The organism is Burkholderia sp. MSMB617WGS, from assembly GCF_001532025.2.
In the GTDB taxonomy this organism is placed as follows: domain Bacteria; phylum Pseudomonadota; class Gammaproteobacteria; order Burkholderiales; family Burkholderiaceae; genus Burkholderia; species Burkholderia savannae.
In genome coordinates this window covers 2,429,361-2,442,252 of sequence record NZ_CP013457.1, presented here as the reverse complement: position 1 = coordinate 2,442,252, position 12,892 = coordinate 2,429,361, and the positions used below count along the sequence as shown (strand labels likewise).

At 67.8% G+C, this 12,892-nt stretch carries 8 protein-coding genes; 6 read left to right on the top strand and 2 right to left on the bottom strand.

The genetic code is table 11. The features are described 5' to 3' along the window. Positions 1-266 precede the first annotated feature (266 nt). The 4 genes from WT60_RS11960 (at position 267) to WT60_RS11945 (ending at position 5,446) form a co-directional block, all read left to right on the top strand. Positions 267-971: a response regulator transcription factor gene (locus WT60_RS11960; protein ID WP_004193573.1), complete on the top strand. Its 705-nt coding sequence runs from the start codon at positions 267-269 to the stop codon at positions 969-971. Continuing rightward, positions 968-2,338 carry a FecR domain-containing protein gene (locus WT60_RS11955; RefSeq protein ID WP_060355974.1) on the top strand — a complete coding sequence of 457 codons (1,371 nt, stop codon included), beginning with the start codon at positions 968-970 and terminating at the stop codon, positions 2,336-2,338. The genes WT60_RS11960 and WT60_RS11955 overlap by 4 nt, the downstream gene beginning before the upstream one ends. Before the next feature lie 10 nt (positions 2,339-2,348). Further along, complete coding sequence (locus tag WT60_RS11950; RefSeq protein ID WP_060355975.1) at positions 2,349-4,742, top strand: CHASE2 domain-containing protein; 2,394 nt, start codon at positions 2,349-2,351, stop codon at positions 4,740-4,742. An 89-nt stretch (positions 4,743-4,831) separates the two neighbouring features. Next, positions 4,832-5,446 (top strand): DUF4136 domain-containing protein, encoded by a 615-nt coding sequence (locus WT60_RS11945; RefSeq protein WP_060355976.1) that lies wholly within the window; start codon positions 4,832-4,834, stop codon positions 5,444-5,446. 71 nt (positions 5,447-5,517) lie between these two features. Here the strand turns inward: WT60_RS11945 and galU are convergent, their stop codons facing one another. Together galU and WT60_RS11935 are read right to left on the bottom strand one after the other, a co-directional pair. Continuing rightward, complete coding sequence (galU, locus tag WT60_RS11940) at positions 5,518-6,399, bottom strand: UTP--glucose-1-phosphate uridylyltransferase GalU (protein WP_038751293.1); 882 nt, start codon at positions 6,397-6,399, stop codon at positions 5,518-5,520. Between the two features lie 86 nt (positions 6,400-6,485). Continuing rightward, positions 6,486-9,353, bottom strand: a complete 2,868-nt coding sequence (locus WT60_RS11935; RefSeq protein ID WP_060355977.1) for a valine--tRNA ligase — start codon at positions 9,351-9,353, stop codon at positions 6,486-6,488. Positions 9,354-9,492: 139 nt separating this feature from the next. On the opposite strand from WT60_RS11935, the gene WT60_RS11930 reads away from it, so the two are divergent. Continuing rightward, positions 9,493-11,856, top strand: coding sequence for a UvrD-helicase domain-containing protein (locus tag WT60_RS11930; protein ID WP_060355978.1), 2,364 nt, complete (start codon positions 9,493-9,495; stop codon positions 11,854-11,856). Continuing rightward, complete coding sequence (locus WT60_RS11925) at positions 11,853-12,635, top strand: 5'-methylthioadenosine/adenosylhomocysteine nucleosidase (protein WP_059583097.1); 783 nt, start codon at positions 11,853-11,855, stop codon at positions 12,633-12,635. The genes WT60_RS11930 and WT60_RS11925 overlap by 4 nt, the downstream gene beginning before the upstream one ends. Positions 12,636-12,892: the final 257 nt, after the last annotated feature.

Genomic DNA, 12,892 nt, shown 5'->3' with positions numbered 1-12,892 from the left:
GGTCGCCGTTGACATAATTACGCGGCGATACGCACATTTCTCCGGCCGTTTTCATACTACCATCATGAAAACGCCGATCAGGCGTGCCCCGTTTTTGAGATATGGGGCCATCGATCACATAGAATACCGGTACGCGCAGGCGCGCCGGACAACCTTCACCATTCGGCCGATAATGGCGAGTGATGCGAATCGGGGGCTCGTGCAGGCCTGCCCATCGCCGCCCGGCAGGCGTGGGTGCCCGAATGGATTTCGTTTTGCGGGGTGCTATGAGAATTGCTGTACTGGATGACGATCAGGCCCAGACGGATTTTGTCAGTCAGACGCTGACGGCCGCAGGCCATACGTGCTATGCGTTCAAGGAAGGCAAGGCGCTGAAGAAGCGGCTGCAGCGCGAGACGTTCGATTTGCTGGTGCTCGACTGGAACGTGCCGGACATGTCCGGCGAGGAAGTATTGAAGTGGGTGCGGGCGAACCAGGTCGAGCATCGCCTGCCGATCATCTTCATGACGAGCCGCGACGACGAGGCGGGCATCACGCAGATCCTGAACGCGGGCGCCGACGACTACGTCGTGAAGCCCGTGTCCGGCCCGATCCTGCGCGCGCGGATCGGTTCGCTGCTGCGCCGCGCGTATCCCGTCAACGCCGAGTCGTCGATCCGCGAGTTCGACAACTACAAGTTCGACGCGAACCTGAAGCAGGCATACGTCGGCGACAAGCCGGTGAGCCTCACGCAGAAGGAGTTCGAGCTCGCGCTGCTGTTGTTCCAGCACCTCGACCGGCCGCTGTCGCGCGCGCACATTCTCGATCTCGTATGGAAGCAGGCCACCGACATTCCGTCGCGCACGATGGACACGCACATCTCGATGCTGCGCACGAAGCTCGGTCTGCGCCCGGAGAACGGCTATCGCCTTGCGCCGATCTACGGCTACGGCTATCGCCTCGAGCGCGTGATGCAGGGGGATGCCGAGTGAGTGCCAGCGGGATCGTGACGAAGTACGTGCTGACGGCGTGCTGCGCCGCGGCAGCGGCTCTCGCGGCGCAGCACGCCGCCGCGCAGCCGTCGAAGACGAAGAATCCGTCCGGGCAGACCGTCGACTACACGACGCGCAACGGCGACACGCTGTACGACGTCGCGGCCCGCTATCTGCAGGGCTCGGACGACTGGCCGCTCGTCGCGCAACTGAACGACGTGCCGGTGCCGAAGCACCTGCAACCGGGCATCGCGTTGAAGCTGCCCGCAGCGCGGCTGCGCAAGGAGCGGCTGTCGGCGCGCGTGATCGCCGCGCACGGGCCGGTCGAGAGCGCGGGGCGCGGCTCGACGCAGTTCTCGCCCGTCGCCGTCGACACGACGCTGACGGAAGGCGATCGCCTGCGCACGGGCGCGAACGCATTCGTCACGCTCGAGCTCACGGACGGCACCCACCTGAGCCTGCCGCCCGACAGCCAGATCGACCTCGCGACGCTGCGCCGCACGGTGCTGACGGGCACGCTCGAGCGCGTGATCGATCTGCGGCGCGGCTCGGTCGACAGCGAAGTTACCCATCTGAAGAAGAAGGACGACCGCTTCCAGATCCGCTCGCCGTCGGTCGTCGCCGGCGTGCGCGGCACCCGCTTTCGCGTGAATTACGACAAGGACGGCCGCGCGTCGACGACGGTCGAAGTGCTCGACGGCACGGTCGGCGTCGCGCCGAGCGCGAAGCGCGCGACCGACACGCTCGTCCACGCGAACTTCGGCAACGTGACGAGCGCGAGCGGCGTCGTCGGCAGCCCGATCGAGCTGCTCGGCGCGCCGCAGCTCGTCAATCCGGCGAAGGTCCAGGACGACCCGCAGGTGGCGTTCGATCTCGTGCCGCTCGACGGCGCGCAGAACTACCATGTGCAGATCGCGCGCGACGCGGGCCTGTACGATCTCTTCAAGGAAGTGCGCGCGAACACGCCGCACGCCGCTTTCGCGGACGTGCCGGACGGCACCTATTTCGTCCGGATCTCGGCGATCGATTCGCACGGCCTCGAAGGCCAGCCGCGCATCTACGCGTTCGAGCGGCGGCGCTTCGGCGTCGATGCGTCGGCGGCGCCCGCCGACGGCGGCTACGCGTTCCGCTGGTCGACGACGGAAGGCGGCCCGGCCGCCGGCCCGACGCGCTTTCGCTTCGTGCTGTCGGGATCGAAGGACCTGAGCAACCCGATCGTCGACCAGGTCGACGCGCAGGGCGGGCGCATCGTCGTGTCGAACCTGAAGCCGGGCGACTACTACTGGACCGTGATCGCGGAGCGCTACGAAGGCGGCCGTTTCTACGAGAAGGCCAGCGCGGTCAACGCGTTCACGATCGCGCGTTGATGGGCGGCGGATGAGATTCGACCGCACGCAACGGCGGCGGCTGCTCGGCCGCCGCTTTCTCGTCGAGTGGATCGCGATCGGCTGCCTCGGGGTCGCGGTGATCCTCGGGGGCGTCGCGGGCCGGATGACGGCGAGCGTCGACCGGATCATCTACGACCGCTTGCTGACGCTGCGCAAGGTGCCGATCGAGTCGAACATCGCGATCGTCGAGATCGACAATCGCAGCCTCGACACGCTCGGCCGCTGGCCGTGGCAGCGCAGCGTGCATGCGGAGTTCCTTGGCGCGCTCGCGAAGATGCATCCCGCGGCCGTCGTCTACGACGTGCTGTTTACCGAGCCTTCCGCCGACGACAAGGCGCTCGCGAAGTCGCTCGACCTCGCGCCGACGTTCCTGCCGGTGCTGCTGAGCTCCGAGGAGAGCGACGGCACGCGCACCGTCAATCTGCCCGTGCCGGTGCTCGCGGAGCACGTCGCGGGCGCGGGCCACATCAATCTCGAAGTCGACCCGGACGGCATCGTGCGCAGCGTCGCGCTGTTCGAGAGCGACGGCCGGCACCGCTGGCCGCAGCTGATGGTGCCCGTGTTCCACGCGCTCGAGAGCGGCCAGCTGAAGCTCGCGCAGCCCGTGTCCGTCGCGCGGCGCGCGCACGACATCGCGCAGGACGACAGCGGCGAGGCGCGCTATTTCATTCCGTTCAGCCGCGCGTCGCAGAACTATCCGGCGATCTCGTTCGTCGACGTGCTCGCGGGCCGCGTGAATCCCGAGCAGTTGCGCGGCAAGATCGTGATCGTCGGCGCGACCGCGTCGGGGCTCTACGACCGCTTCGCGACGCCGATCTCGGGCGAGTTCGGTCCGCTGCCCGGCGTCTACATCCATGCGAACGTGCTCGACACGCTGATGACGGGGCGCGCGATCTCGCCCGTTTCCGGCTGGCTCGTGTTCAGCGCGTCGCTGCTGCCGCTCGTCGTGCTGCTGGCCGGCTTCCTGATGCTGTCGCCGTGGCGCTCGCTGCTGCTCACGCTGAGCCTTGCCGCGCTCGCGGTCGCGTCGAGCGCGGCGCTCCTCTACGAGGCGCGGCTGTGGCTGTCGCCCGCGCCGGCGATCTTCGGGCTGATCGCGGCCTACCCGATCTGGAACTGGCGGCGCCTGGAGATGACGATGTCGTACCTGCGCTACGAACTGCAGCGGCTCGCCGACGAGCCGCACCTGCTGCCCGAGGCGCCGCGCGAGGGCAGCGAATTCGGCGGCGACGTGCTCGAGCGGCAGATGGCGCTGATGGCGCAGGCCGCGCAGCGCGTGCAGGACATGAAGCGCTTCGTCTGGGACAGCCTCGACAGCATGCCAGAGCCCGTCGTCGTCACCGATCTCGCGGGCACGGTGCTGATCGCGAACCACGCGGCGAAGCGCTACTGCGCGCGCCTGAACGCGCCGGCGCCGGAAGGGCGGCCGCTGCGCGTCGCGTTCGGCGAGCTGTCGTTCACGAAGACGGTCGACGGCAACGCCGAGCAGGACGTCGAGCTTCGCGCGCACTGGCCCGCCGCGCTCGATCCGACGCGCGACTACGCGAACGACGTGATGGAGCGCGGCATCGAAGTTCGCGACCTGAGCGGCCTCGATCATCTGTTACGCTACGCGCCGTGCACGAACGCGCAGGGCAGCGTGACGGGCTGGATCGCGAGCCTCGTCGACGTGACCGCGCTGCACGCGGCCGAGCGGCAGCGCGAGGAGGCGCTGCATCTGCTGTCGCACGACATGCGCTCGCCGCAGTCGTCGATCCTCGCGCTCGTCGAGATCGAGCGGCAGCGGGCCGAATCCGAGCACACGCGCGGGCTGCTCGGACGGATCGAGCGCTACGCGCAGCGCGCGCTGATGCTCGCCGACGAGTTCGTGCAGCTCGCGCGCGCGGAGTCGCAGACGTATCAGCTCGAGGCGGTGAGCTTCGCCGATCTGCTGATCGACGCGAGCGACGAAGTGTGGCCGCAGGCGCAGGCGAAGCGGATTCGCATCGACACGTCGCTTGGCGACGAGCCGTGCTGGATCGGCGCCGACCGCTCGCTGATGACCCGCGCGCTCGTGAATCTGTTGAACAATGCGGTTAAATACAGCCCGACGGACACGGTGATCACGTGTACGCTATCGGTCGAGCCGGGCACGAAGCGCATGCATTGCACGATCCGCGATCAGGGCTACGGCATTTCGCCGGAGGATCAGCGGCATCTGTTCGAGCGCTTCAAGCGGTTTCACACGAACGAGCGGCCGGAAGTCGCCGGGTCCGGGCTCGGGATGGCGTTCGTCAAGACCGTGGTCGTGCGCCATGGCGGCTGCGTCGGCGTGGACAGCACGCTGGGCGTGGGCACGGCGATCACGGTGTCGCTGCCGACGCTCGACGAGCCGTCAGCGTGACGCCGGCAGGATTCGATCGTCCGGCGCGGGTGGGGCCCGCGCACGAGCGAATGGCTAGGACGGGGGCGAACAGCGATATGGGAGAAGCTATGAAAATCTTGTGGGCGGGGGCGGCGCTGGCGGTGGCGTTGTTGTCCGGATGCGCGTCGGTGACGACGGGCGTCAGCGCATCGGGCGCACCCGATGCGCTCGCGGGCGCGCGGACCTACGATTTCGCGCGCACGGCCGCGCAGGCCGACAACGCCGACTACGGGCAAGTGGAGGCGCTCGTGCGCCGCGAGCTCGCGCAGCGCGGCTTCGACGAAACGGCCGACGCGCAGGCGCGCTACCGCGTGTCGATCGCCTATGCGACGCAGCCGGCGTCCGTCGCGCTGACGATGCCGGGCTGCGGCGGCGCGCAGCAGCCGGCGTGCGTCGCGGTCGACGGGCCCGCGCCGTTCGGGCTGCCGTTCGCGGGCACGGTCTACCGGCACGTGCTGACGCTGCGCTTCGTCGAGCGCAGTAGCGGCCGCGACGCGTATCGCGTGTCGGCGGCCGTGCAGGACCGTCGCCCCGATGCGCTGCAGGCGGCGCCCGTGCTCGTGCGCAGCGCGCTTGCGCGCGTGCCGTTTGCGGACGGAAATGGGTGGCTCGTGGAAACGAAGAAGGCCGACGCGAGCGCGCTTCCCGGCGTCGTATCGGTGAAGCCCGCCCGCTCGAACTGAGCGGCAGCGGGGCGTGCGGCGCGTGAAGCGCGGCGACGGCGCACGTGGCCGCCCGCCGCGCCTGACCGGGGTTACGGCTGCCGGGTTTCGCTGCGCGAGCGCAGATAGGCTTCGAACTCGGTCTTCACCTCGGGGTGACGGAGCGCGAACTCGACCGTCGCCTTCAGATAGCCGAGCTTGCTGCCGCAATCGAAGCGGGTGCCGCGATACTTGTACGCGAGCACCTGCTCGTCCGCGAGAAGCGCCTGGATCGCGTCCGTCAGCTGCAGCTCGCCGCCCGCGCCGGGCTTGAGCGCGCGCAGATGATCGAAGATCCGCGGCTTCAGCACGTAGCGGCCGACGACGCCGAGATTGGACGGCGCGACTTCGGGCGCGGGCTTCTCGACGATCGCCGACATCTTGATGATCGAGTCTTCCCATTCCTTGCCGTCGACGATCCCGTAGGACTTCGTGTCCTCGGGCGGGATCTCCTCGACGCCGATCACCGAGCTGTGATAGTGGTCGAACACGTCGACCATCTGCTTCATCACGGGCGGCTCGCCGTCGAGCAGGTCGTCGGCGAGGATCACCGCGAACGGGTTGTCCGCGACGAGCTTCTCCGCGCACAGCACCGCGTGGCCGAGGCCGAGCGCTTCGGGCTGGCGCACGTAGAAGCAATCGACGTGGCTCGGCTTGATGTTGCGCACGAGGTCGAGCAGCTTTTCCTTGCCGCGCGCCTCGAGCTCCGCTTCGATCTCATACGACTTGTCGAAATGGTCCTCGATTGCGCGCTTGCTGCGGCCCGTCACGAAGATCATCTCGGTGATGCCCGCTGCAATCGCTTCTTCCACCGCGTACTGGATCAACGGTTTGTCGACGACGGGCAGCATTTCCTTCGGGCTCGCCTTGGTGGCGGGCAGGAACCGCGTGCCCAGGCCCGCGACCGGGAAGACCGCCTTGGTGACTTTCAACATGATTGAACCCTTGCTCCTCGTATCGATTCGGTCGAATCGAATGGTGATTGCAGCATTATAGTGAACGCAAGATTCCTTACGGATTGTTACGCCGGCAGCCGGGCGAGCTGCGCGCCGAGTTTCGTCAACGTATTCTGAAACTCCGCGAGCCGCTTTTGCTCCTGTTCGACCACTGCGGGCGGCGCTTTCGCGACGAACGCCTCGTTGCCGAGCTTCGCGTTGCACTTCACGACTTCGCCTTCCAGGCGCGCGATCTCCTTCGACAGGCGCTCGCGTTCCGCCGCGATGTCGATCTCGACCTTCAGCACCAGCTTGTTGTCGCCGACGATCGCGATCGGCGCGCCGTGCGCGTCCGCGTCGAGCGCCGCTTCGCTTGCGAGCACGCGCACTTCGGACAGGCGCGCGAGCGCCTGCACGTACGGTGCGAACGCCTGCAACTGCGCGGCGTCGCCGGCCGCGAGGAGCGGCACTTTGGTGGCCGGAGACAAGTTCATCTCGCCACGCAGATTACGACATGCATCGACCACCGCCTTCAGTTCGGCCGCCCACTGTTCGGCCGCCTCGTCGAGCTTCTTCGGCTCGGCGATCGGATACGCCTGCACCATCAGCGACGCTTCGCCTGGCGCGGTGCCCGCCGGATGGCGGCCGGCGAGCGGCGCGACCTTCTGCCAAAGCGCCTCGGTGATGAACGGGATGATCGGGTGCGCGAGACGCAGCACCGTCTCGAGCACGCGCAAAAGCGTGCGGCGCGTCGCGCGCTGCTGCTCGGGCGTGCCGTTCTGGATCTGCACCTTCGCGAGCTCGAGATACCAGTCGCAGTACTCGTCCCAGACGAACTTGTAGATCGCGTTCGCGATGTTGTCGAAGCGGTAGTCGGCGAAGCCCTTCGCGATGTCCGCCTCGACGCGCTGCAGCAGCGATACGATCCAGCGGTCGGCCGCGGAGAAGTCGAGATAGCCGCCCGGGCCGCAGTCGCCCGCGCCGCAGGTTTGCGGCTTGTCGAAGCCGCAGTCGTGGCCTTCGCAGTTCATCAGCACGAAGCGCGTCGCGTTCCATAGCTTGTTGCAGAAGTTGCGATAGCCTTCGCAGCGCGCGAGATCGAAGTTCACGTTGCGCCCGAGCGTCGCCATCGACGCCATCGTGAAGCGCAGCGCGTCGGCGCCGAACGCGGGGATGCCTTCCGGGAATTCCTTGCGCGTCTTTTTCTCGATCGTGGCGGCCTGCTTCGGATTCATCAGGCCCGTCGTGCGTTTCGCGACGAGCGCGTCGAGCGCGATGCCGTCGACGATGTCGATCGGGTCGAGCGTGTTGCCCTTGCTCTTCGACATCTTCTGGCCCTCGGCGTCGCGCACGAGGCCGTGCACGTACACCGTGTCGAACGGCACCTTGCCGGTGAAGTGCGTCGTCATCATCACCATCCGGGCGACCCAGAAGAAGATGATGTCGAAGCCCGTCACGAGCACCGACGACGGCAGGAAGTGCTTCAGTTCCGGCGTGTCGTTCGGCCAGCCGAGCGACGAGAACGGCACGAGCGCCGACGAGAACCACGTGTCGAGCACGTCGTCGTCGCGCTCGAGCGCGCCCGTGTAGCCCTTCGCGGCGGCCTGCGCGCGCGCGTCGTCCTCGCTGCGCGCGACGAAGATCTCGCCGTTCTCGCCGTACCACGCGGGAATCTGATGGCCCCACCACAGCTGGCGCGAGATGCACCAGTCCTGGATGTTCTCGAGCCACTGGTAGTAGGTGCTCGTCCAGTTCTCCGGCACGAACTTGATCTGGCCGCCGCGCACGACGTCGAGCGACACGTCGGTGATCGACTTGCCCGGATGGAACGTGCCTTCCGGCGCGGGCTTGGTCATCGCGACGAACCACTGATCGGTGAGCATCGGCTCGATCACGACGCCCGTGCGGTCGCCGCGCGGCACCATCAGCTTGTGCGGCTTCACCGATTCGAGCAGGCCTTGCGCGTCGAGCTCGTCGACGATCGCGCGGCGCGCGTCGAAGCGGTCGAGGCCGCGGTAGGGCGCGGGCGCGTTGTCGTTGATCTTCGCGTCGAGCGTGAGGATCTCGATCGGCTCGAGCTTGTGGCGCAGGCCGACCTGGTAGTCGTTGAAGTCGTGCGCGGGCGTGACTTTCACGACGCCCGTGCCGAATTCGCGGTCGACGTAGTCGTCGGCGATGATCGGAATCTCGCGCCCGCAAAGCGGCAGCTTCACGTGCTGGCCGATCAGGTGCCGGTAGCGCTCGTCTTCCGGATGGACCATCACCGCGACGTCGCCGAGCATCGTCTCGGGGCGCGTCGTCGCGACGGTCAGGTGGCCCGAGCCGTGCGCGAGCGGGTACCGGATGTGCCACAGATGGCCGTTTTCCTCTTCGCTCGCGACTTCGAGATCGGACACGGCGGTGAGCAGCACGGGGTCCCAGTTGACGAGGCGCTTGCCGCGATAGATGAGACCTTGTTCGTAGAGGCGCACGAACACTTCGCGCACGACGTCGGACATCTTGTCGTTCATCGTGAAGTATTCGCGCGACCAGTCGGGCGACGCGCCGATCCGGCGAACCTGCCGCGTGATCGTCGAGCCGGATTGCTCCTTCCATTCCCATACGCGCTCGACGAACTTCTCGCGGCCGAGATCGTGGCGCGACACGCCTTGTGCGTCGAGCTGGCGCTCGACGACGATCTGCGTCGCGATGCCGGCATGGTCGGTGCCGGGCACCCACAGCGTGTTGTGGCCGAGCATCCGGTGGTAGCGCACGAGCCCGTCCATGATCGTCTGATTGAACGCGTGGCCCATGTGCAGCGTGCCCGTCACGTTGGGCGGCGGCAACTGGATCGAGAAATCAGGCCGGCTCGGGTCGAGCGCAGGGGTGGCATAGCCGCGCTTTTCCCATTCCGGCCCCCATTGGGATTCGATGGTGTGGGGCTCGAAACTCTTCGCAAGCGTGGTGTCGCTCATGGTAGGAAATTCGCCGAAAGATGGGGTGATTGATGCGGAAACCATCAATTATAAATGGATGCGCATCCGCCGGGCGGCGCGGGCCGCGCGCGATTTATAATGTCGGGCCCGCGTCCACCCGCTCGACCGCTTTTTCTCCATGCCCGATCTGCTCGCGAACCTGAACCCCGAACAACTCGCCGCCGTTACGCTGCCCAACGAGCCGGCGCTGATCCTCGCCGGGGCGGGCAGCGGCAAGACCCGCGTGCTCATCACGCGGATCGCGTGGCTGATCCAGCAGGGCTATGCGTCGCCGCCCACCGTGCTCGCCGTCACGTTCACGAACAAGGCCGCGCGCGAGATGATGGCGCGCCTGTCCGCGATGATGCCGATCGACACGCGCGGCATGTGGATCGGCACGTTCCACGGCCTTTGCAACCGGATGCTGCGCACGCACTGGCGCGACGCCGGTCTGCCGCAGACTTTCCAGATCCTTGATACCGCCGACCAGTTGTCCGCGATCAAGCGGCTGATGAAGGCGGCGAACGTCGACGACGAGAAGTATCCGCCGAAGAACGTCCAGTACTTCATCAACAACGCGAAGGAGCAGGGGCTGCGCCCGGACAAGGTCGACGCGACCGACCACTTCAACCGCAAGTTCGTCGAGCTGTATCAGGCGTACGAGCAGCAGTGCCAGCGCGAGGGCGTCGTCGATTTCCCCGAGCTGCTCTTGCGCTGCTACGAGCTGCTCGCGCACAACCCGCCGTTGCGCGCGCATTATCAGGCGCGCTTCAAGCACATCCTCGTCGACGAGTTCCAGGACACGAACAAGCTGCAGTACGCGTGGCTCAAGCTCCTCGCGGGCGGCCACAACGCGATCTTCGCGGTCGGCGACGACGACCAGTCGATCTACGCGTTCCGCGGCGCGAACGTCGGCAACATGCGCGACTTCGAGCACGAGTTCCGCGTGCGCAACCTGATCAAGCTCGAGCAGAACTACCGGTCGCACGGCAACATCCTCGACGCGGCGAACCATCTGATCGCGAACAACGCGCACCGGCTCGGCAAGAACCTGCGCACCGACGCGGGCCACGGCGAGCCGGTGCGCGTCTACGAAGCGGCCACCGACGCGCAGGAAGCGGCGTGGATCGTCGAGGAGATCCGCTCGCTCGTGAACTCGGGGCTCGCGCGCAGCGAGGTCGCGGTGCTGTACCGGAGCAACGCGCAGTCGCGCTCGATCGAGCACACGCTGATGACGGCGGGCATCCCGTATCGCGTGTACGGCGGCCTGCGCTTCTTCGAGCGCCAGGAAGTGAAGCACGCGCTCGCGTATCTGCGGCTCATCGACAATCCGAACGACGACACCGCGTTCGCGCGCGTCGTCAATTTTCCGACGCGCGGGATCGGCGCGCGCTCGATCGAGCAGCTCGCCGACGCCGCGCGCCTGTACGACTGCGCGATGGCGGCCGCGATCCCGTACGTGGCGGGCAAGGCGGGCTCGAGCCTTTCCGCGTTCGCGAACCTGATCGCGAAGATGCGCGCCGAAACGGCGCAGATGAGCCTGCCCGAGACGGTCGAGTACGTCGTTCGCGCGAGCGGCCTCGCCGATTTCTATCAAGGCGAGCGCGAAGGGCAGGATCGCCTCGAGAACTTGCAGGAACTGGTGAACGCGGCCACCGCGTTCGTCTCCGAGGAAGGCTACGGGCTCGACACGCCCGCCCGCTCGATTCCGCTGCACGCCCGCGCGAGCGCGGCGCCCGAGCTCGCCGCGGGCGACGCCGTTCCGTCCGACGCGGTGCTCGCGCCCGCGAATCTCGCCGATCCCGCGCAGAACCCCGATGCGATGACGCCGCTCGCGGGCTTTCTGTCGCACGCGTCGCTCGAGGCGGGCGACAATCAGGCGCAGGCGGGCCAGGACGCGGTGCAACTGATGACGGTTCACGCGGCGAAGGGGCTCGAGTTCACCGCGGTGTTCATCACCGGGCTCGAAGAGGGGCTTTTCCCGCACGAAAACAGCGCGATCGAATCCGACGGCCTCGAGGAAGAGCGCCGGCTGATGTACGTCGCGATCACGCGCGCGAAGGAGCGCCTCTACCTGTCGTTCGCGCAGAGCCGGATGCTGCACGGCCAGACCCGCTACAACATCCGCTCGCGCTTCTTCGACGAGCTGCCGCAGCACGTGCTCAAGTGGCTTACGCCGAAGGTCGAGGCGGGCGCCCGCTGGGGCGGCCGATCGGACAACGCCGGCTGGGGGCGCGACTGGTTCGGGCGGCCGGGCGGGGGCGCGCGAGAGAGCGTCGTCGACGCGGCGGTGTCCGCGCCGCTGCCCGCGTTCGCGAACCAGCAGCGCGAGGCCGAGAACGGCTTGCGGATCGGTCAGCAGGTGTTCCACACGAAATTCGGCGAAGGCACCGTGACGGCGCTCGAAGGCAGCGGCACCGACGCGAAGGCGCAAGTCAAATTCAAGCGGCACGGCGAGAAGTGGCTCGCGCTCGCGGTCGCGAAACTGCAGGCGGTCGAATGAATCTGCAGACGTTTTCGAGCCGGCCGCTCGGCATTCTCGCCGCGCTGCCCGAGGAGCTGGGCGACCTCGTCGCCGCGATGCGCGACGAGGGGCCTGTCGACACGGTCACGCTCGGCCAGCGCGATTACCACGCCGGCGTCGCGTACGGCGTGCGATGCGTCGTCACGCTCGCGCGGATCGGCAAGGTCGCGGCCGCCGCGACGGCGAGCGCGCTCATTCATCGCTTCGACGTGCGCGCGGTCGTGTTCACGGGCGTCGCGGGCGGCGTCGCGAGCGACGTGAGCGTCGGCGACGTCGTCGTCGCGGATGCGCTGTTGCAGCACGATCTCGACGCGTCGCCGCTCTTTCCGCGCTTCGAGGTGCCGCTGCTCGGGCGCACGCGCTTTTCCGCGGACGCCGCGCTCGCGTCGCAGTTGAAGGCCGCGTGCGCGCGCTTCGTCGAGGACGAGGGCGGAGCGCTGAACGCGCGCTTCCGGCTGCGCGGCGCGCGCGTGCGCGAGGGGCTCATCGTCAGCGGCGACCGCTTCGTGTCGAGCGAGCGCGAAGTGACCGCGTTGCGCGACGCGCTGCCGGACGCCCTGGCCGTGGAGATGGAAGGCGCGGCCCTCGCGCAGGTATGCCACGAGTACGGCGTGCCGTGCGCGATCGTCCGGACGATTTCCGACACCGCCGACGATCACGCGAGCGCGTCGTTCACGACGTTCCTGACCGATATCGCCGGCACGTATTCGTCGGGCATTCTGAAGCGGTTTCTCGCCGCGCACGCGAAGGCGGCCTGATTCGAAGGCGAAGGCGGCGCGCCGCTACTTGGCGCTGCTCGCCGCTGCTCGCCGCGCGGCGGCGGCTCGGTCTACCCGCGCGAGCAGCGGGGGTAGGGCGATGTCGGGCCGCTCGCGGCGGCGCTTTTTCGTCGCGTCTGGGGCGCCGCGCGGCGGTCGTTTCGACTCGACCCGACCCGACCCGACCCGACTCGATCCGACTCGATCCGACTCGATCGCCGTCGGCCGCCGCTGCCGCAACGCAGGTTTCGCAACGC